Annotated in this window: 12 protein-coding genes; 7 read left to right on the forward strand and 5 right to left on the reverse strand. The window is 74.1% G+C overall.

The window, feature by feature from the left end; all coding sequences use genetic code 11:
* The first annotated feature begins 70 nt into the window (after nucleotides 1–70).
* The 3 genes from AB0I16_RS32020 to AB0I16_RS32030 are packed head-to-tail and all read left to right on the forward strand — an operon-like array spanning nucleotide 71 to nucleotide 2,270.
* A complete protein-coding gene (locus AB0I16_RS32020) occupies nucleotides 71–682 on the forward strand; it encodes a response regulator transcription factor (RefSeq protein WP_363253159.1) in 612 nt (203 codons plus the stop codon).
* Nucleotides 683–729: 47 nt separating this feature from the next.
* Nucleotides 730–1,878 (forward strand): PAS domain-containing protein, encoded by a 1,149-nt coding sequence (locus AB0I16_RS32025; RefSeq protein ID WP_363253160.1) that lies wholly within the window; start codon nucleotides 730–732, stop codon nucleotides 1,876–1,878.
* Nucleotides 1,875–2,270: a response regulator transcription factor gene (locus AB0I16_RS32030; RefSeq protein ID WP_363253161.1), complete on the forward strand. Its 396-nt coding sequence runs from the start codon at nucleotides 1,875–1,877 to the stop codon at nucleotides 2,268–2,270. Before AB0I16_RS32025 ends, AB0I16_RS32030 begins: the two co-directional genes overlap by 4 nt.
* Here the strand turns inward: AB0I16_RS32030 and AB0I16_RS32035 are convergent.
* The gene (locus AB0I16_RS32035) at nucleotides 2,267–3,331 is read right to left on the reverse strand and encodes a serine hydrolase domain-containing protein (RefSeq protein WP_363253177.1); all 1,065 of its coding nucleotides are present in this window, start codon (nucleotides 3,329–3,331) and stop codon (nucleotides 2,267–2,269) included. The genes AB0I16_RS32030 and AB0I16_RS32035 overlap by 4 nt on opposite strands.
* A 297-nt stretch (nucleotides 3,332–3,628) precedes the next feature.
* Between AB0I16_RS32035 and AB0I16_RS32040 the strand changes: the two genes are divergently transcribed.
* Nucleotides 3,629–4,291: a TetR/AcrR family transcriptional regulator gene (locus AB0I16_RS32040; protein ID WP_363253162.1), complete on the forward strand. Its 663-nt coding sequence runs from the start codon at nucleotides 3,629–3,631 to the stop codon at nucleotides 4,289–4,291.
* A 23-nt stretch (nucleotides 4,292–4,314) separates the two neighbouring features.
* On the opposite strand, the gene AB0I16_RS32045 is transcribed toward AB0I16_RS32040, so the two are convergent.
* Nucleotides 4,315–4,983, reverse strand: coding sequence for a maleylpyruvate isomerase N-terminal domain-containing protein (locus tag AB0I16_RS32045; RefSeq protein WP_363253163.1), 669 nt, complete (start codon nucleotides 4,981–4,983; stop codon nucleotides 4,315–4,317).
* 102 nt (nucleotides 4,984–5,085) lie between these two features.
* On the opposite strand from AB0I16_RS32045, the gene AB0I16_RS32050 reads away from it, so the two are divergent.
* Nucleotides 5,086–5,550: an ATP-binding protein gene (locus tag AB0I16_RS32050; RefSeq protein WP_363253164.1), complete on the forward strand. Its 465-nt coding sequence runs from the start codon at nucleotides 5,086–5,088 to the stop codon at nucleotides 5,548–5,550.
* A gap of 106 nt (nucleotides 5,551–5,656) precedes the next feature.
* Here AB0I16_RS32050 and AB0I16_RS32055 read toward each other — a convergent pair whose 3' ends face one another.
* A complete protein-coding gene (locus tag AB0I16_RS32055; RefSeq protein WP_363253178.1) occupies nucleotides 5,657–6,751 on the reverse strand; it encodes a hypothetical protein in 1,095 nt (364 codons plus the stop codon).
* 282 nt (nucleotides 6,752–7,033) lie between these two features.
* On the opposite strand from AB0I16_RS32055, the gene AB0I16_RS32060 reads away from it, so the two are divergent.
* Both AB0I16_RS32060 and AB0I16_RS32065 read left to right on the forward strand, forming a co-directional pair.
* The gene (locus AB0I16_RS32060; RefSeq protein WP_363253165.1) at nucleotides 7,034–7,528 is read left to right on the forward strand and encodes a hypothetical protein; all 495 of its coding nucleotides are present in this window, start codon (nucleotides 7,034–7,036) and stop codon (nucleotides 7,526–7,528) included.
* Between the two features lie 90 nt (nucleotides 7,529–7,618).
* Nucleotides 7,619–8,497, forward strand: a complete 879-nt coding sequence (locus tag AB0I16_RS32065) for a hypothetical protein (protein ID WP_363253166.1) — start codon at nucleotides 7,619–7,621, stop codon at nucleotides 8,495–8,497.
* 144 nt (nucleotides 8,498–8,641) lie between these two features.
* Here the strand turns inward: AB0I16_RS32065 and AB0I16_RS32070 are convergent, their stop codons facing one another.
* Nucleotides 8,642–10,060: an MDR family MFS transporter gene (locus AB0I16_RS32070; protein ID WP_363253167.1), complete on the reverse strand. Its 1,419-nt coding sequence runs from the start codon at nucleotides 10,058–10,060 to the stop codon at nucleotides 8,642–8,644.
* Complete coding sequence (locus AB0I16_RS32075; protein WP_363253168.1) at nucleotides 10,057–20,103, reverse strand: amino acid adenylation domain-containing protein; 10,047 nt, start codon at nucleotides 20,101–20,103, stop codon at nucleotides 10,057–10,059. The genes AB0I16_RS32070 and AB0I16_RS32075 overlap by 4 nt, the downstream gene beginning before the upstream one ends.

Raw genomic sequence — 20,103 nt, forward strand, 5'->3', positions numbered from 1 at the left:
GTCCGCCACCCGCAAGGATGCGTCAATGCCTGCACCTCCCCCGCACGGTCGACCGGTCAGAGTCCTGTTGGTGGAGGACCACGACATGGTGGCCGAGGCGATCTGCCTCGCCCTGGAGCGCTCTCCCGATCTGCGGATCGTGGGCCGCGCGGCCTCGGTGACGTCCGCGCTGGCCGGCGTGGAGCGGTGGGAGCCGAATGTCGTACTGATGGACCGGCGTTTGCCGGACGGTGACGGGGTCAGCGCGATCGCGCCCCTGCTGGCGCTCCTGCCCGACGTGCGCGTCCTGGTCCTCGCGGGCGAGGGCAGCGCGGGGGTGGCGGCGCGCGTCGCGGAGACGGGCGGCGCCGGGCTGATCCTGAAGGCCCGCGGCCTGAGTGAGCTGGAGGACGCCGTACGCCGGGTCGCGGCGGGCGAGGTCGTGTTCGGCCAGGATCTGCTGGGCGACGTGCTGGGACGGCTGTCCGGCAGGGAGCCGCATCTCGGGGCGAACCTGACTCCGCGCGAGCGCCAGGCCCTTCAGCTCCTGGGTGAGGGGCACACCACCGCGGAACTCAGCAAGGAGCTGGGGGTCGCCCTCAACACGGGCCGCAACCACGTCCAGCGGGTGCTGGAGAAGCTCGGGGCGCGTTCCCAACTCGAAGCGGTGACGATCGCGCGGCGCGAAGGGCTCCTCAGGTGACGTCGGAACCGCGACGGCAGGAGCGGACGCGGAGGCAGGCCGCCCCGATGTCGGAAGCCGCCTTCACGCTGCTGGTCCAGGGGGTGCTGGACTACGGCATCTTCATGCTCGACCCGCAGGGCTACATCATCAGCTGGAACGCGGGCGCCGAGCGGATCAAGGGCTACCGGGCCTCGGACATCCTCGGCCAGCACTTCTCGGTCTTCTACCCGCCCGAGGACCAGGTCTCGGGCAAGCCCCAGTGGGAGCTGGAGACCGCCGTGGCCGACGGCCGGCTGGAGGACGAGGGCTGGCGGGTCCGCAAGGACGGTTCCCGGTTCTGGGCGAACGTGGTCATCACCGCCTTGTGGGACGAGGACGGCGTGCTGCAGGGGTTCGGCAAGGTCACCCGCGACATGTCCGAGCGGCGGGCGGCGCAGCACGCCCTCCACGAGCGGCGGCGGCTGTTCGACCACCTGGTCCAGGCGCAGGAGACGGAACGCCGTCGCATCGCGTGGGACGTCCACGACGACTCCATCCAGGCCATGGTCGCCGTAGGGATGCGGCTGGAACTGCTGGCGGACCGGGTGCCCGAGTCATGCTCCGCGGAGCTGCGGCGGCTCGACACGTCGGTGCGCGAGGCGATCAGCCGTCTGCGCAGTCTGACCTTCCGGCTGCATCCGCCCGGTATCGACAGGCACGGTCTGGTCGAAGGGCTCTCCCGTCACTTGCACGACGTCGTGGGCTCCTCGTGGGGGATGCCCTACTCGTTCGAGCACCGGCTGGACCGCGAGCCCACGCCGGAGACGGCCATCACCATCTTCCGCATCGTCCAGGAAGCACTGCTGAACGTGCACAAGCACGCGCGGGCGAGCAGGGTCGACGTCCGGGTCTCGTCGGCCGACGACGGCATCGTGACGCGTGTCATCGACGACGGGACCGGTGCGCCGGCGTCCCACGACGGGGCGCGCGAGCATTTCGGGATCGTCGAGATGCGGGAGCGAGCGGAGACGGCGGGAGGATGGTGGTCCGTGCACAGTCGGCCAGGGACGGGCACGACGGTCGAGTTCTGGGTGCCGAATCCGCTGCCGCTCCCGCCCTCGGTTCAGGAGCCGAAGCCGGGACAGGAACCTGAGCTGGAACAGGAACAGGAACAGGAACAGGAACCGGCACAGGAGCCCGGGGCGGAGCCGGGGCCGAGGGGCGGTGTGCTGTGACCGCGGCATCCGCGGACGGCTCCCCCGTCCCCCGGCTCAGCGTGCTCCTCTGCGACGACAACGCGATGCTCCTGGAAAGCCTGAGCGACGTCGTACGGGCGCAGCCCGACCTGGAGCTGGTCGGCACCGCGTGCGACGGCGAGCAGGCGTGCGAACTCGCACGGCGTCACCGACCGGACGTCGCGGTACTGGATGTCCGCTTCCCCGGCGGCGGCCACGTCGTCGCCAGGGGCATCGCACGGCGCTCGCCGGCCACCCGGATCGTGGCGTTCTCCGCGTACGACGACAAGGCCTCCGTCGAGCAGATGAAGAGTGCCGGCGCCGCCGAGTACGTGCTGAAGGGCACGAGCAACCGGGAGCTCCTCGCGGCGCTGCGCCGAGGGGCGGTCTAGCCGTACATCGCCACGCGGCACAGCGTCGCGAGTGCCTCGTCGATGGGGTGGGGCTGCGGTCTGCCGGAGGGGTCGAGCCTGTTCCACCTCTGCATGTTCACCGCGAGGGACATCTGCCGCTTGCCGTCGGCGCGGGTCATGGCCAGGGCTCCGCCTCCCCAGACCGTGCCACCGTGACCCCAGAAGGTGCCCTGCCCCGGATGGTCGGAGCCCTCCATCGGGTGCAGGCCGAGGCCGTACTCGATGAGCCTTCCCTCCTGGGAGACGACGGGGACGGTGCGTTGCATCTGCGCCAGCGATGACGGGCTGACGATCTCTCCGGCCAGCAGCAGGCGGTAGAAGCGGTTGAGGTCCGCGACGGTCGATATCAGCGAGGCCGACGGTCCCACCCATGACATGTCGTAGACGCTGTAGTCGCGCGGCGGGTCGATCATGCCGAACCAGGACTCGTAGAGCCGCGAGTGCGGTCCGTCCACGTGCGAGCCCGTGGGCAGTTCGGTGTCGCGCAGCCCGGCGCGCTCGATGACGTCGCGGGTGATGCGGTCCTCGGCCGTGGTGCCGGTCACCTGCTCCAGGAGTTGGACGAGGAGCAGGTAGTTGGTGTTGGAGTACACCCCCGGAGTGCCGCCCGGGGCTCCGACGGCCGGCGCGGTGACGCCCATCTCGATCAGCTCCACGGGGTCGAACCGCGTGTGCCGGTGGTCGTCGAAGCTCTGGGGCCCGGTGTCGGCGAGGACGGGGAACGCCTTGAGGGAGGGGTAGGCGTAAGGGAGGTACTCGGCGAGGCCGCTGGTGTGGTTGAGCAGCATCCGGACCGTGATCGCGTCACCGCGTTCCCCGGGGACGAGCTTCGGAAGGTACCGGCCGACCGGGGCGTCCAGACCGATCTGACCGCTCTCGACCTGCCGCAGGACCGCCGCGGCGGTGAAGGTCTTGGTGAGGGAGCCGACGCGGTGCCGCATGTCGGCGGTGACGGGGCGTCCGGTGTCGACGTCGGCGCATCCGGCGGCGCCGCGCCAGACCCGGTCGCCGTCCCGCACCTCGGCGAACAGGCCGGGCATCCCCGCGCGGTGGACGCGTTCGATGGCGGCGTCCAGTTCCTGCCCGAGGCCGGGCCCCGACCCGCCCGATGAGACCGGGGCCTGGGCCTTGCCGGGCTCCTCTCTGCTCGCGTTCCCCGCGCGCTCCTCGTTCTTCTCTGCTTTCGGGTGGTGCTTGTCGTGCTTCTCGATCTTCCCCGTCGTCACGTCATGCGTCCTCTCGCTTGCTTCCAGAACGAGCTGTACTGCCCCCATTATGCACGCGGTGCGTGCAACACCGAGTGCACAGCTAGGATGGCAGTAGCCGAGAGGAGCGAAATGGCAGGCCGAAGGCGCTGGACGACCGAAGAGATCCTGGATGCGGCGGCGGAGCTGCTGCGCACGAGCGACGCGGATTCGTTCAGCGTGCGCAAGCTGGCCGCGACCCTCGGAACCGATTCCTCCAGCCTCTACCGTCACTTCCGCAGCAAGACCGAACTGCTCCGCGCGGTGGCCGACCGGATTCTCCTGGCCGCGATGGAGGACTACCGCCCCGAGGGCGACTGGAAGCAGCGCCTCGCGTCCCTGGCCCGGCACGCGAGGGCGGCCTTCGGGCGACAGCCGCAGCTGGCCGCGGTCTGGGGACGCTACGCGTCGAGCGGCACCGGCTCCCGGCTGGTCATGGAGGAGGTGTTGCAGGCCCTGCGGGCGTCGGGGCTGCCCGACGAGGAGATCCCCGCGTGCTACCACCGGCTCGCGGTCCTCATCGCCGCGTTGATCTCCGCCGAGGCCGGGGCGAGCGGCGCCTCCCCCGCGGAGCACGAACAGGGCATGGAGCTGTTCCGCGTGGCGGTGCTGGGGGCCGACCCCGAGCGCTTCCCCGCCCTGGCCCACTTCGCCCGCGACGTACGCCCCCTAGGGGTGGACCGCGAGGCCGCGTTCGAGGAGATCCTCGCCGCCCAGCTCGCCTACGTCGAGGCCGCGGCCCGTCCCGGCAGGTGACGCCCCGTCATGGGGTCCCGGGGTCAGCCACGGCTCTGCGGCGCGCCCTGCCAGCGCCAGTCGGTCCGGCGTGGGCGATCGGGCGTCCCGATGCGTCCGGTGGCCCACAGCAGCGTCGACCACGGGGTGCCGATGACGGTCACGTCGGGGAACAAGCGCGCGAGGGCCCGCTCGCACAGGTCCCGCGGCGGCTCCGGGGCACGGTCCGCGCCCTGCGGGGTCGCGCCCTGGGCGATGTCGTGGGTATGGACCAGCGTCTCGACCACGCCCATGGCCGCGAAGCCCTCCGGGTCGGAGGCTCCGAAGACGTGCGGGGCCAGGGTGTCCGGGTCCGCGGTGTCGACGGCGGTCGCGAGCAGTCCGCCGCAGGCCTCCACGACGGTCAGCAGCCCCTCAGGTCCTGCCGCACGGTCTCCGAAGACGACGTTGGCCGGGCCGTCGGGCCGATCGCGGGACACACGCAGCGGGACGCGGGGCGCACCCATGGGGTGCGCGAGCCCGAACCGCAGCGCGTAGGTGAGCAGATCGTCCGCGAGGTGGTCGAGGGTCTCCCAGCGCGTCCACTCCAAATCCGCGGCCCGGCCGTCCCATTGAGCGGCGGGGATGTCCCGGAGGGCATCGAGGCAGTGGGCGACGGCCCGGCGTACGTGTTCACCCGACACCGGCATCCGCGGTTCTGTGGACTGAGGCATGCCAGGAGCTTACAAAGCCGGGTCGGCGGCCTCGCCGCACATGCATGGGAGGTTGCCGGGTACACGCACATCCCACCGGCACGGGGAAGGCGAGGGGTGCGTATGGGAGTGGGGAGCGAGGGCGACGGTGCCGCCGACCACACGGTTCTGGCGCGGGCCAGTCATGCCCTGCACGGCAGCGCGGGCTGTATCGCCGAGGCCCGCCGCCTCGCGGCCGCCTTCCTCGACGCGGCTCGCGGCACCTACGACGTCATCGTCTCGGCCCAGGTGAAGGACCTCACGCTGCTGGTCGTCAGTGAACTGGTCACCAACGCGTACAAGTACGCTCCCGGGCCGATGCTGATGAACCTCTGCATCACCCGGCACATGGTGGAGATCTCCGTATGGGACAGCGACCCCACCCTCCCCACGGCCCACCACAGCGATCCCGGGCGCGTCGGACAGCACGGCCTGGAGATCGTCACGCGGATCGCCCGGCATTTCACCGTCCGGCGCGAGCTGGTCGGCAAGCGCATCACCGCCCGGCTCGCCCTGAACGGCATTCCCGCCCAGAGGTTCTGCCCCTAGGCGGTCCCTGGGCGGTCGTGTGCGCACTGCCGCATTTCGCCGGCGGCGCGTCGCGGGCTCGTCGGCGGCGCGTCGGGGCGCGTCGGCGGCGCTCCGGCCGCAAGGGTCACGAACGGGTGGCCGTCGCGCAGTCCTCGCCCGCGGCCGTCGTGCCGTCGTCCGTGTCGATCGGCTTGCTGCGGTCGTACGGGTCGAGCGTGCGCGCCTCGTCGGTGGGCCGCTCGTCGGCCCGGTCGAAGGGCGGCACGAAGTAGCCGGTCGGGCCGGAGCAGCCGCCGTTGGTCATGTCGAGCGTGTACGAGACGAGGGACATGGTGCCGGGTTCGGTGATGACCTTGTCCGGGTCGTCCCAGCTCATCACCACCTCGCGCCGCACGATCGTACGGACGACCTCGGCGTCCCGGCCGCTGTCGCCAGGCGCCGTGACCGGGTACACGAAGGTGACGTCCGCGGTCACCTCCAACGCCCCGCGCCTCCCCTCCCGGTACGTGAGACGGCCGCGCGTCCTGACCACGTCACCGGCCAACCGCGCCTGCTCCGGCCGGAAGCGGCTGAACAACAGCAGCGGGTCGGTCCCGGGTGTGGGCGCCTTCGAGGACAGCGCGGTGCGGAGATACCTCTGGACGTCCTTCTGGTGCGGGTTCAGCAGTGCGATCGCCTCCGTGGGCCGCTCGCCGCGCAGCACGCGGGGATCGAGCCCCGCGTCCGCCATGAAGTCCCGGCTCTGCCGCAAGGCCCTCTTGACCTGGGCGGCGTCCATCCACCCCGTCGCCTTGGCCGGGGGCACGGTGATGCCCGCCGCTCCGTCGGCCCAGCGTGCGGCGGGCGAACCCCGGAAGGGTTCCGCGAGGGTGGGGCGCAGCCCCGGCTCGGAGCCGGGCGCTTCCCGCGGGCGCTCGGACTCGGCGGCCGGCGGCGGCGCCCCGTCCTGCCCGCTGTCCTCGCCGCCGAACAGGCCGAGGACCTGCTGCGGGAAGATCCCCACGACCAGCAGGGCCACGGCCACCACCAGGCCGGCCACGTACCGGCCCGTCCTGCGCCGGGGCCGGGCCGGTGCGTACGTGCGCCGGCCCTCGGGCCGTTCCTGGCTGTTCCGCAGCCGCCGCTGGACCTCGCGGGCGCGCGCCGAGGGCTCTTCGGGGGCCCCGTCCGCGCCCGCCATCGACTCACGGAGGAACCGCTCCCACTCCTCGTCGGACACGGACGACCCGTCCTGCCCTCCGGCTCCGCTCACACCGCACTCCCGTTCTCGCCCGTTGCCCGATCACCGATGGCCCGACGGCTCGGCCGTTCGTCCGGTGGGCAGGTCAGTCGGTCGTTCGGTCGGTCGACCGTGCGTCGGGCGATCGGGAGCCGCCCGCATAATCGCATGAACAGGTCGGGGCACCGCCGCGAAGGGCATCGGACCAGGTGTTTAGACTGCGGCACGTACGACCGTCGCGGCCAACGTGCCGCGACCGACCGATTCTTGGGGGAATTTCACGTGCGTATGCGTATGGGGGCGGCTTCCGCCGCCCTGGCCACTCTGCTCGCCGCCGGTGTCGCCGCACCGGCGCAGGCCGCCGACTCCGACACGTCGCAGAGCCGAAGTGTCGCCGCCGAGCAGGCCGGCCGCTCGTCCGGCATCGGGGCGTTCCGGACCATGGGCGACAACGTGCACTTCTCGCACACGGTGCGGGGACACATCAACGCCCACGGCTGGTGGAAGAACCTGAGCGGCCCGGCCCGGGGCGTCAAGGCCAAGGTCACCGTGTGGCTCCAGGTCAAGCGCGGGGGTGAGTGGAAGACCCTGACCAAGGCGGCGAAGAACGTCTACCAGGGTGGCGGCAGCGGCAAGCGCACGGCGGCGGCGTACAAGTGCACGTACAACGTGGGCCAGCACGATTTCCGCAGCGTCATCGACGTCGACCTGATCGGCTACCCGGACGACAGCTCGAAGAAGATCACCGCGACGCAGAGGCTGGGCTGCGGTCTCTGACCGATCGCGTGGCCGCGCCCGACGGCTGAGGCGGTGCCGGACGAGTACTCTTCCGGCACCGCCTGCTTTTCTTCCCGGGAGTGCCTTTCCGTGTTTCCCCCCACCGTCGTCGTCGGCCTGCATGGAACCCTCCAGTTGTCGCCGTGGTTCGACCGGGTGGTGACGCGGGAGGACGACACCGAGGGCCCCGCCGGGGATTCCGTCCTGAACTCCGGTGACGGCGAGGGCTCGGTCGAGGAAGACCTCCTCTTTCTCGCCGTCGACCGGGCCGGTTCCTACGGCTGGCGCACCGTCAGCGGCCTGCTGCACGAGGACGGCGAGGTCACGGCCGGACACGAGCCCACGGCATGGGCCCACGAAGAGGTCGGCGGTGACTGGACGCAGGACGGCGAGGTGCGCCAGTTGGCGTGGCTGGGGGCGGGCGTGCGCACCGACCCGCCGCGCCCGGGGATTCCCGTACGGCCGATCGCCCTGGTCCTGTCCGAGACGCTGGCCCGTGTGGGGACGGTGACGTTCACGGGGCTGCACGCCCTGCTGCCGTTGCACGCGACCGAGCGGGACACGGCCTTCCACCAGATCGAGTTGGCGCCGTGGTTCGGCCTGGCCGATCCGGATGCCCGGTACGAGGTGGTGGTGACCGTCTCCTGCCGGCCCGGGGAAGGCGGAGTGGGCGAGCGGGACGCGGCGGCCGTGTGCGCGGCGGTGCGGGAGAGGGCCGCCGGGGTGGTGGACGTCTCCGCGCCGACCGCGGAGGGCGGACTCGCCGGGCTGGACCTCGATCTGGGCCGGACGGTGCACACCGAGGGGATGCGCGAAGTGATCCGGTTCGGCTGCGTCACGCGGGAGTGGTCGCCGGACGTGGCGGTGTGGCTGGTGGAGTCGACCGCCGAGGCCCTGCGCGAGACGGGGCGCACGGCTCCGGTGGTCGTCACCGCCTCGGTGGCGCCAGGGCCGTCCCGGGCCCGCTGATCCGGCTGCCGCGCGCGCTCGCGGCTTCCCTCCTGGCACGTCGGTGCGCCGGTCGCGCGTGCGGGTGGGGCCGTGCCCCGAGGGCCGACCGCGTGTCGGGGCGGAGGCCCCACCAGCAGGGCCCCGGTGGCGGGCGTGCTGCCCTCAGGGTGCCCCCTTCGCGCTCGTCCGCGGCAGTCGCGTCGCGCCCGCCGCCGCGAGCAGGCAGAGGCCGAGCACCCACCAGAAGGTGTCGGCGAACGCCTGCGGGAGGTCCTGGCCGTGGGCGGTGAGGCGGCTCTGCAGGACCACGGCCAGCAGCGCCGTGCCGAGCGAACCGCCCACCGTGTTGAGGAGGTTGAGCGCGCCGGCGGCGCGCGGGAGTCGGGCGGGCTCGATGCGGCTGTAGACGATGTTCATCACCGGCGCGCCGATCATGGCCATGCCGACGCCGCGTACCGCGAGCGCCACCGCGACCACCGTGTCCGGGGGCTCGTGGCCGAGCTGGGTGAACGGCAGCGTGCCCAGGAGGATCAGGCCGATGCCCGTGAGGACCAGGGTGCGCGGGGCGACCTTGTCGATCGTACGGTTCACCAGGACCGAACCGGCCGCCGCGCCCAGCCCCTGCGGGGCCAGGAGCAGCCCGGCCTCGAAGGGCGAAAGGCCGCGGCCCGTCTGGAAGTACAGCGGGAGCAGGAACATCGTGCCGAACACCGACGCGCCGAGGACGAGCAGCGCGAGCGCGGCGGCGCCGAAGGGCGGCCGGGCGAAGAGCCGGGGGTCGACCAGCGGGGTGCCGCGTGTACGCAGCCCGTGGACGGTGAACCCGGCCAGCATCGCCACGCCCGCCGCGATGCCCGCCGCGGCCGGCGGCGCGCCGCCGTGGGAGACCTCGGTGAGCCCGTAGACCAGGACGGCGAGGCCGGGCGAGAGCAGCGCCGCCCCGCGCAGGTCGAACGCGGTGCGCTCGGCGGCCGGCGGTACGTCCGGCACATGGCGGCGGGCCAGCAGGATCGCGGCCGCGCCGACCGGCAGGTTGACCAGGAACAGCCAGGGCCAGGGCGCCACGCCGAGGAGTGAACCGCCGGCCAGGGGGCCGAGTACCGGTGACAGGAGCGGGACGACCGCCACGACACTGATCACCCTGCCGGTGCGGCCGGGCCCCGCGACCCGGGCGAGCAGCGCCTGCCCGGTCGCGGGGAGCAGTCCGCCGCCGAGGCCCTGGACCACCCGGAACACGATCAGGCTCGGCGCCGACCAGGCCAGCGCACACAGCAACGAGCCCAGCAGGAACACACCGATGGCGGCGAGCCAGGTCCGCCGGCCGCCGAACCGCCCGGCCAGCCAGCCGGACGCGGGCACGGCGCCCACGACGGCCAGCAGGTAGGCGGTGGACACCCACTGGATCTCGGTGAGCGAGGCGTCGAACTCCGTGGCCAGGGTGTCGATGCCGACGCTGACGATCGTGGCGTCGATCGTGGCCATGAAGGTGCCGAGCACCAGGATGAACGCGATCCGCAGCAGCCCGGCGTCGACCCGCGCGGGCGGCGCCTCCGCCCTGTCGTGGGCGGTCTTGTCGCTCACGAGTACTCCACAAGGTCGGACACGTCCGCGTCCAGAAGCTCGGACACGTCCGCGTCCATGTGGCCGGCCAGACCGCGGAGCAGCCCGAGCAGTTCGTCGGCCAGTCCGTCGGCGTCCACTCCCGCGCGGTGGGCGAGCACGCCCGTCCAGCCGTCGCCCTCCGGCATGACCGTCAGGGTCACGGGGTGGTGGGTGGATTCGCGGAAGCGGGTGCCGACGACCGTGAGCCCGGGGGCGGGTTCGCGGAGCTTGTCGGGGTCGACGGGGTAGTTCTCGAAGACCACGAGGCTGTCGAAGAGCGTGCGGCGGCCGGTCAGCCGCTCCAGGTCGGTCAGGGCGACGTGGTGGTGCTCGACCAGTGCCTGCCCGCGGGCCTGGAGGTCGGCGAGCGTCTCCGCGAGCGTGCCGCCGAGCCGTGCTCGTACGGGCACGGTGTTGGCCAGCAGACCGATGATCTCCTCGACGCCCGCCACCTCCGCGGGCCGGCAGGCGACCATGGCGCCGAAGCAGACGTCCCTCCGGCCGGAGCGCCGCGCGAGGAGCAGCGACCAGGCGCCCTGGACCAGCGTGTTCCTGGTCAGGCCGTGGTGCGCCGCGAGGTCGGAGAGCTCCTTCACCAGGGCCGCGTCGAACGCGATGAGGGTGGGTTCCTGCCAGGCGGGTCCGAGGTCGGCGGCGTCCTGGCCGCGGGTGAGGTAGTCGCCCTCGGGCAGGCCGTCGAGTTCGGCGACCCACACGTCGGGGTCCGGTGCGTGCTCGGACCGCCGCCGCAGGTAGTCGGCGAAGGGCACGGGTGCGGGCAGGGCCGGCTCCTCGCCCCGGACGCGCGCGGTGTAGAGCGCGAACAGTTCGGTGAGGATGCGCGGGGCCGACCAGCCGTCGGACAGGACGTGATGGGTGGTCAGGACGAGGTCGGCGAGGCCGGGTCCGCGCCGGATGACGGTCAGGCGGACGAGCGGCCCCTCGGCGAGGTCGAACGGCTCGGCGAGATCGGCGGCCAGTGCCTCGTCCGCGGGCCCGTCGGAGACCCGGCAGTCGGGACGCGGGGATTCCGGGATCACCGCGAGGTCCGCGGGGAAGACGGCGCCCAGGTTCGGGTGCCTGGCCAGGAGGTCGGCGCCCGCGGCGTGCAGGGCGTCGACGTCGAGGTCTCCCTCCAGGGTGAACGCCGACTGGACGGTGTACGGGTCGGGTCGCTCGGCGCGCGAGTGCCGCAGCATCACTTCCTGGAGCGGGGTGAGCGGCTGGACCTCGGCGACCGCGCGGCGCCCGCCGAGCCCCTTGATCTCCGGGGCGGCGGCGACATCCCGGGCGGCGGCGCGCAGATGCTCCGCCAGGTCCTCGATCTCGGCGGTGGTGAACAGCGCGGACGGCCAGGTGATCCGGATGCCGAGCGCGTCGTCGCGCACCAGGGCGTTGACCATCAGGGCGTGCGGCAGCGGCAGCGCGTCGGTGCCGCCGGAGCCGAGCTGGTCGGCGTCCGGCGGTGCCTGCCACGCCGTCTCGTGCGCGGGGGCGCCGGGGAACTGCCCGAGGTAGTTCCAGGCGACCTCGGGGCGGTCGGCGCCGAGCAGGCCCGCCGAGGCGAGGATGCCGTGGCCGAGTCCGTCGCCCTGGGCCCGCAGCCGCTCCCTGACCGCCTGGATGCCGTCGCCCGCGTCGAGCCGTACGGGGTGGACCGCGGTGAACCAGCCGACCGTCTGGGAGAGGTCGACCTGCGGCGGCCTGCCGTGGCTCTCCAGGGCGACCAGGAGCTCCGGGGTGCCGCGCCAGTCGCGTACCGCGCGGGCGAGGGCGGTGAGCAGCACGGCGTCCGGGGTGGTGCGGTGGGCGGCGGGCAGGGTCGTGATCAGCGCGCGGGTCGCTTCGGCGTCGAACCAGACCTCGTGGTGGGCGGCGGTGGCCACGGTGTCGCGTGCCGGGTCGAGGGCCTCGGTGAGCGCGGAGGTGGCGGTCATCCGCCGCCAATGCGGCAGTTCGGCTCTCCGGTCGCTGTCGCGCAGGGAGCGCGCCCAGCCGACGAACGACTGGCCGTGCCGGGTCAGCGTGCCGCCGGAGTGCGCGTGCCGCACGTCGTCGAGCAGGACGCGCCAGGAGACGCCGTCGACCACCAGGTGGTGGGCGATCAGGACGAGCCTGCCGAGCCGTTCCGGTCCCGCGTCCACCCACAGGGCGCGCACGAGAGGCCCGGTGCGCGGGTCCAGCTCCGCCTGGAAGGCGGCCACCTGGGCGTCGATCTGGGGGCGCGGGTCGTCCGTGGCCGGTACGCGGGTCAGGACGTCGGCGGCGGTCACGGCGCCGACCGGCGGTACGCGCAGCGCGTCGCCCGCCAGGTGGGCCCGCAGCACGTCGTGCCGGGCGAGGACCGCGTCGAGCACGGCCCGCCAGGACGCCTCGTCGCCGCCGGCGGGGACGCAGACCTCCACCCACTGGCAGAAGCCGTCGGCGGCGGTGCCCGCGCGGTGGAGCAGGTCGCGCATGACCGGGGTGAGCGGCGCGTCGCCGGTCGCGGGTGCCGCGCCGCCGTCCAGGGTGCGGGCGCGGGCGGCGATGCCCGCGACCGTCTCGCCCTCGAAGACGTCCCGCGCGGTCAGGCCGAGCCCCTGGCGGCGGGCCCGCGAGACCACTTGCAGCGACACGATGCTGTCGCCGCCGATGGCGAAGAAGGCGTCGTCGGGGCCGATGTCATCGGTGCCGAGGACGTCGCGGAAGACGCCGAGCAGCACGGCCTCGGGCTCGGTGGCCGGTTCGCGCCGCGCGGTGGCGGCGGTCTCCGGGGCGGGCAGCGCGCTCTGGTCGAGCTTGCCGCCGGGGGTCAGCGGCAGCCGGTCGATGGGCACGAGCACGGTCGGCACCATGTGGTCCGGCAGCTCGTCCGCCAGGTACCCGCGCACCTGGTCGGTGTCCAGGTCGGCGCCGTCGGTCGGGATGACGTACCCGATGAGCCGGTCGTCCCTGACGATCACCGCGCCGGCGCGGACGCCGGGGTGGCGGGTCAGCGTGGACTCGATCTCGCCCAGCTCCACGCGGAAGCCGCGGATCTTGACCTGGTGGTCCACGCGGCCGAGGAAGACGAGCTGTCCGTCGGGGCGCCGGCGCACGAGGTCGCCGGTGCGGTACATCCGCTCCCCCGGTGTGCCGTAGGGGTCGGCGACGAACGCCGACGCGGTCAGTCCCGGGCGGCCGAGGTAGCCGCGGGCCACGCTGGGGCCGCCGAGGTACAGCTCGCCCGTGACGCCGGTGCCGACGGGCTGGAGGCCGCCGTCGAGCACGTAGGCGCGGACGTTGGGGTCGGGGCGGCCGATCGGCAGCGGTCCGGGGTCCTCCGGGTCGTAGTGCCAGGTCACGGCGTTGATGGTGACTTCGGTGGGTCCGTAGGCGTTGAAGAGCGCCTTGCGGCCGGTTCCCCAGCGGCGCGCCAGTTCGGGGTCGAGCCGCTCGGCGCCGACGACGAAGAACACGTCGGGGTCGACGGTGCGGTCGTCGGGCATGGCGGCCAGGAACGACGGCAGCAGGTTCACGCCGGTGACGCGGTGTTCGACGATGTAGTCGAGCAGCTCGTCGCCGGGGACGCGCACTTCCTCGGGGGCGATCACGGAGGTGCCGCCGGACAGGAGCGGCACCATGGTCTGCCAGAACGCCACGTCGAAGCTGGTCGAGGCGAAGTGCAGGTACCGGTCGTGCTCGGTGACCCCGACGACCTCCTCCTGGAGCGCGATGAGGTCCGGCACACCGCGGTGGGTCACCCCGACGCCCTTCGGGCGCCCGGTGGTGCCGGAGGTGTAGATGACGTACGCGAGCGCGTCGTCGGTGAGCCCGGCGCGCGCCTCCGCGGGGTCGGTGTCGGGCACGGACGCCAGGGTGGCCGGGTCGTCGAGCCGCAGTACGGGGATGCCGCGGGCGGAGGGGACGTCGGCGCCGGTCGTCACGGCGGCGGCGGGGGCGATGTCGTCGAGCATGTACGCGAGGCGTTCGCGCGGATAGCCCGCGTCCATCGGCACGTACACCGCGCCCGCCTTGGCCACGGCGAACAGGGCCACGGTCATCTCGATGTCGCGCCCGAGCAGCACCGCGACCGGGTCCTGCGGCCGTACGCCTCGCCGGATCAGCGCGTGGGCGAGCCGGTTGGCCTCCCGGTCGAGTTCCGCGTAGGTGAGGGAGCGGTCGCGGCAGACCAGGGCCTCGGCGTCGGGCTTGCGGCGCACCCAGGCGGCGAACTCCGCCAGCCAGTGGCCGCGTTCCTCGGCGGCGACGTTCTCGGTGCCGGTGCGCAGCGCCCGCTCCCGCTCGGCGGCGTCGAGCACGGGCAGCCGGAGCGCGGGCCGCGCCGGGTCGTCGACGATCTCCCGGAGGAGGTTGACCAGCCAGCGGCCGTAGTCCTCGACGGTCGATCCGGTGAAGGCGCGCGGCTGGTAACCGAGGCCGATGGTGATCTCGTCGTCGGGGATGACGATGACGGTCAGCGCGTAGTGCGTGGCGTCGGTGATGTCGATCCCCGCGAGGTCGAGGCCGGGGGCGAGCGGGGTGCGCTTCCTGCTGGACAGCGGGAAGTTCTCCATCACCAGCATGGTGTCGAAGAGTTCGCCGATGCCGGTGGCCCGCTGGATCTCGGGCAGGCCGATGTGGTGGTGGTCGGCGAGCGCCACGCTCTCGGCGTGCACGTCGGCGAGGAGGTCGGCGGCGGTGCGGTCCGGGGTGTGCCGCACGCGCACCGGGATGGTGGTGCCGAGCTGGCCGATCATCGACTCGACCCCGTCGACCTCGGCGGGCCGCCCGGACACGGGGCAGCCGAACACGACGTCACGGCTGCCGGTGAGCCTGCCGAGCAGCAGGCCCCAGGCCGTCTGGAGCACCGTGGTCAGGGTGACGCCCCGGTCCCGGGCGAACGAGCGCAGCCGGTCGCTGAACTCCCGCCCGAGCCCGACGCCGACGCGGCCCGGCCGCTCGACGCCGGTCCCCGTGCTCGCGGGCGCGAGGCGCGTCGCCTCGCCGACGCCGGACAGGGCGGTCCGCCACGCGTCGAGCGACGCCTCGCGGTCGCGGCCCGCGAGCCAGCGGAAGTACTCGGAGAGCGGCGGGGCGACGGGGGCCGCGGGGCCGCCGCTCAGTTCGGCGTAGATCGCGAGCAGGGTGCGGCCGACCAGCGGCATCGACCAGCCGTCGAGCAGGGCGTGGTGGTTGGTGATGACCAGCTTGTGCTCGGCGGGGCCGACGCGGGAGAGGAGGAAGCGGATCAGCGGGGGCCGTGCCGGGTCGAAGGGGCGCGCCAGCTCGGCGCGGACAGCGTCCTCGAAGCGGTCGTCGCACCGGAAGTCCAGGGCGACGTCGGCGGGGACCACCTGCACCACGTCGTCCCCGGCCTGCGCCAGGTACACGCGCAGCGCGGGGTGGCGGCGCAGGAGTTCCCGCGCGGCCTCGGCCATCCGCTCGGGCACGAGTTCGCCGACGAGGGTCGTCACGGCCTGGACGACGTAGACGTCGGTGTCGGCGTCGTCGCGGACCAGGGTGTGGAAGGAGAGCCCGACCTGGAGGGGTGTGGCGGGCAGGACGTCGGTGACGCGGCCGGCGCCTTCGGTGCGTTCGAGTACGTCGATGGCGGCCTGGTCGAGGCCGACCAGCGGCAGGTCCGACGGGGTGAGCCCGCCCGCGGTGTGCCTCGCGTGCTCGGCCAGCGCCTCCAACGCCCCGGCCCAGGCGGCCTGCAACGCCTCGACGGCGTCGGCGCCGAGGACCTCGGTCGCGGCCGTCCACTCGACGGCGAGGCGGGGCGCGCCCTCCTCGTGGACGAAGCAGTTGAGGGCGAGGACCTGCTCCAGGGCCTTGGCGTCCGGTTCGGTCACCGCGAAGGCGTCCCGCTCCGGCAGCCGCCAGCCGGCCGCGGCGAGCGGGGCGAACCGGCCGAGGTAGTTCAGGAGCACGTCCGGCGCCGGTACGTTCCTGAACTCCTCGTCGACCGCCGGGTCGAGGCAGCGCAGCACTCCGTAGCCGATGCCGCCGTCGGGGACGGCGCGCCGGGCCTCCTTGGCCGCGCGCAGCACCCGGCCGACGTCGCCGGTGGCGGGGACGCGCACCGGGTACTCGCTGGTGAACCAGCCGACGGTGCGGGCCAGGTCGAGGTGTTCGCGGCCGTGCCCCTCCAGGGTGACGGTCAGCGCGTCACCGCCGGCGCCGTGTTCCCGCAGGGCCAGGACGAGCGCGGCGAGGAGCACTTCGTCGACGCCGGCGCGGTAGGCGGCGGGCAGGGTCGTCAGCACCGCTTCGGTGGCCTCGGGCGAGGCGACGGTGACCGAGCGGTGGGCCGTGGCGACGGTGTCGCGCTGCGGGTCGAGCCGTCGCGCGCCGATACGGGTCGCCGAGGCGAGGGCGGTGCGCCAGTGGTCGAGTTCGCCCTGGCGTGCGCCGGTGCGGCCCTGTTCGTCGAGGAGCCCGGCGTGGCGCCGCCAGGAGGCGCCGGCCGGGTCGAGGGTGCCGCCCGTGCAGGCGGTGTGCAGGTCGGGCAGGAGGACGCGCCAGGACACGCCGTCCATGGCGAGGTGGTGCACGACGACGACCAGGCGGTCGGGTCCGCCGTCGCCGGTGCGGACCAGGGCCACGCGCAGCAGGTCGCCCGTGCGCGGGTCGAGTTCACCGGCGAGGCCGCGGGCGAGCGGTGCCACGTCCGCGGCGCGGACCTCGCGCACGTCGGCCGGTACGGTGCCGCGCGGCAGCACCTCAAGGCCGTCGGCGACACGGAGGCGCAGGGCGTCGTGGTGGTCGAGCACGGTGCGCACGCCCGCCGCGAGGTCGGACACGGCGAGCCCGTCGACGCGCAGGGCGGTCCACTGGGCGTATCCGGCGACGGTGTCGACGTCCGGGTGGGGGTCGAGCAGGCCGCGCACGACCGGCGGGGCGGGCACGGGCCCGGTCGCGTCGTCCACCTGCCGCGGGCCGTCCTCCACCGGCTTCGCGGAGGCGGCCAGGGCGGCGAAGCTGCGGCGGGCGAGGAGGTCCCTCGGCCGCAGCTCGATGCCGTTGGCCCGCAGCCGGCTGCTGATGGTGATGGCGGTGATGCTGTCGCCGCCCAGGGCGAAGAAGTCGTCGTCCACGCCGACCCGGTCGGTCTCGAAGACCTCGGCGAGGACCGCGCAGAGCAGCCGCTCGTTGTCGGTGCCCGGTTCGCGGCCGCCGCCGGACGACGCGGGTGCGGGCAGGGCGGCGCGGTCGAGCTTGCCGTTGGTCGTGACGGGGAGTTCGTCGAGGACCACCACGGCCGCGGGGACCATGTGCTCCGGCAGCCGTTCGGCGAGCCGGGCGCGCACCGCTTCGGCGGTGACCGAGGCGGAGACGACGTAGCCGACGAGCCGGTCGGCGCGCACGGCCGCGGCCGCCGACGTGACGCCGGGCACCGCGCCGAGCGCGGCCTCGACCTCGCCGGTCTCCACGCGGTGGCCGCGGATCTTGACCTGGCCGTCGCCGCGGCCCAGGTACTGGAGGCCGCGTCCCTGCACCCAGCGGCCGAGGTCACCGGTGCGGTACATGCGGGCGCCCGGCGCGCCGAACGGGTCGGCGACGAAGCGTTCGGCGCTCGCCCCCGGCCTGCCGAGGTAGCCGCGGGCCAGGTGCGGTCCCGCGAGGTACAGCTCGCCCGCGGTGCCGTGCGGGACCGGCTGGAGGGCGTTGTCCAGGAGGTAGGCGCGGGTGCCCGCGAGGGGGTGGCCGATGGCCGGCTCCTCGCCGTCGACGCGCGCGACGGTGCTGGTCACGGTGGCCTCGGTGGGCCCGTACATGTTGCGTGCGTGGAGGCCCGCCTCGGTGATGCGGCGCCACAGGGCGGGCGGGGTGGCCTCGCCGCCGAGGACGAGGAGCCGGGGCCCGAGGTCGAGGAGGCCGTTGTCGAGCAGGGGGGCGGCCATCGACGGGGTGGTGTCGATGATGTCGATGCCGTCGCGGGCGTACGCGGCGAGCAGGTCGTCGGCGTCGCGGGTGGTCTCGGCGTCGTACACGTGGAGTTCGTGGCCGCAGAGCAGCCAGATGAGGTGCTCGAAGGCGGAGTCGAAGGCGAAGGAGTAGGTGTGCGAGGCCCGCAGGCGCCTGCCCGCCGCCCGCTCGGTCTCGGCGACGACCGTGGAGCGCTGGTGGTGCAGGAGCGCGGCGAGGCCGCCGACCCGGCCGAGCACGCCCTTGGGGCGGCCGGTCGAGCCGGAGGTGTGGATCACGTAGGCGAGGTGGTCGGGGTGGCGGGGCGCGGCGAGGTCGGCGGCCGTGAGGGGCGCGCCGGACAGCGCCGCGGCCTCGTCGAACAGGGTGGCCCACGGGAGTCCGTCGTCCGTGCCGTCGGTGAGGACGAGCGCGGGGCGGGTGTCGGCGATCAGCTCGCGCAGCCGCGCGGCGGGGTGGGCGGCGTCCAGCGGCAGGAACGCGGCGCCCGCGTCCATGACGGCGAGGAGGGCGACGACGGCGTCGGCGGAGCGGGGCAGCGCGAGGGCCACCACGTCGTCGGGCCCGATTCCGCGGGCCCGCAGTGCGCGGGCGAGGCGGTGTACGCGGCTCGCCAGCTCCCCGGCGGTGTACCGCTCCTCGCCGAAGACGAGGGCGGTGTGGCCGGGGTCCGCGGCGGCCATCGCGTCGAGGGCGGTCGGCACGGGCACCGGGGCGCCGGGCAGGGCGGGTGGCGTCCAGTCGGCGAGGAGCCCGTCCGCGTCGTCGGTCAGGGCGATCCGCCCCACCGGCAGGCCGTCGGTGAGCCCGGCGAGCAGGGCGCGCAGGCCGGCCGCCTTGGCGTCGACGGCGGTCTGGTCGCTGGTGCGCGCGTCGACCTCGAAGCCGAACAGGAGGCCGCCGTCGCGGGTCGGCAGGACGCTCAGGCCCATGTCCTCCGGCGGGCCGCCCGCGACGTTGCGCATGACGCCGGTGGCGCCCGCGAAGTCGAGGGTGAGGTCGAACGCCTTGAGGTTGATGCCGCGGCCGTGCAGCAGCGCGCCCGCGCCGGGCACGCCGAGGTCGCGCGGCAGGTCCTCGCCCCGGTAGCGCTGGTGGTCGCGCATCTCGCGCATGGCGTCGGCGACGCGCCGGCCCACCTCGGCGAGGCCGTCGTCCGGGCTCACGGTCACCCGCAGGGGCAGCACGTTGACGGCCATGGCGGGGGTGCGCAGTTCGGTGGAGCCCGTACGGCACATCAGCGGCAGCGCGAAGACGACGTCGGTGCCGCCGAGCACGCGGTGCAGGAACGCGGCGTATCCGGCGATCAGCGCCTCGCCCCAGGTGATGCCCGCGCGGTCGGCGAACGCGCGCAGCCGCGCCGTCTCCTCGGGCGGCAGCACGGTGTGGGCGGTCAGGGTGCGGTCGGGCGGGCCCGCGGCCGTGTCGGTGCCGCCGACGTCGGGGAGCGGGGTGAACCGCTCGACCCAGTAGGCGCGGTCCTCGGCGAAGCGGTCGCTCGCGCGGTACTCCTGGTCGGCGGCGACGAGGGCGGCGAAGTCCCCGAAGGCCGCTGGCCGGGGCTCGGTGCCGCGTACGAGGGCCGTGTAGCGGGCGGCGGTGCGGCGGGCGAGCATCGCGGCGGTGTAGCCGTCGAAGACCAGGTGGTGGCCGAGCTGGGTGTACCAGACCTCGCGGTCGGAGAGCTTGACGACGGTCCGCGCGTACAGCGGTCGGTCCACCATCCCCCGGCACGCCTCGCCCGCCCGCGCCCGCTCGGCGGCGACGAACGCGTGCGCGGCGGCGCGGGGGGCCGCCTCTCCGCTGAGGTCGACGACCCGGGGCGGCTCGACCGGCTCGTCAGCGACCCGCTGTCGCGGTCCTTCCGGCGTGTCGTACACCCGCAGGCGCAGGGTCTCGGCCTCTTCGGTGGTGGCCCGCACGGCCTCCACCAGCGCGTCGACGTCGACCGGCGCGCCGTCTCCGCTGCCGCCGCCGTCCGTGCCGCTCTCGCCGCCGGATATCTCGACGACGTCGCCGACCACGTAGTACGGCGAGTCCGGTTCGAGGCGTTGGGCGTTCCAGATGCCCTGCTGGGCGCTGGTCAGGGCGAGCAGTCGGTCCGAGGACACGCCTGTGGTGCTCAA

The sequence above is a fragment of the Streptomyces sp. NPDC050703 genome (assembly GCF_040654435.1).
Lineage (GTDB): Bacteria > Actinomycetota > Actinomycetes > Streptomycetales > Streptomycetaceae > Streptomyces.

Excerpts from the sequence above, each read along its gene's own strand:
- AB0I16_RS32045 (WP_363253163.1), bottom strand. The coding sequence starts at position 4,983 with ATGCCTCAGTCCACAGAACCGCGGATGCCGGTGTCGGGTGAACACGTA.
- AB0I16_RS32025 (WP_363253160.1), top strand. The coding sequence starts at position 730 with ATGTCGGAAGCCGCCTTCACGCTGCTGGTCCAGGGGGTGCTGGACTAC.
- AB0I16_RS32050 (WP_363253164.1), top strand. The coding sequence starts at position 5,086 with ATGGGAGTGGGGAGCGAGGGCGACGGTGCCGCCGACCACACGGTTCTG.
- AB0I16_RS32035 (WP_363253177.1), bottom strand. The coding sequence starts at position 3,331 with ATGCCCGGCCTGTTCGCCGAGGTGCGGGACGGCGACCGGGTCTGGCGC.
- AB0I16_RS32040 (WP_363253162.1), top strand. The coding sequence starts at position 3,629 with ATGGCAGGCCGAAGGCGCTGGACGACCGAAGAGATCCTGGATGCGGCG.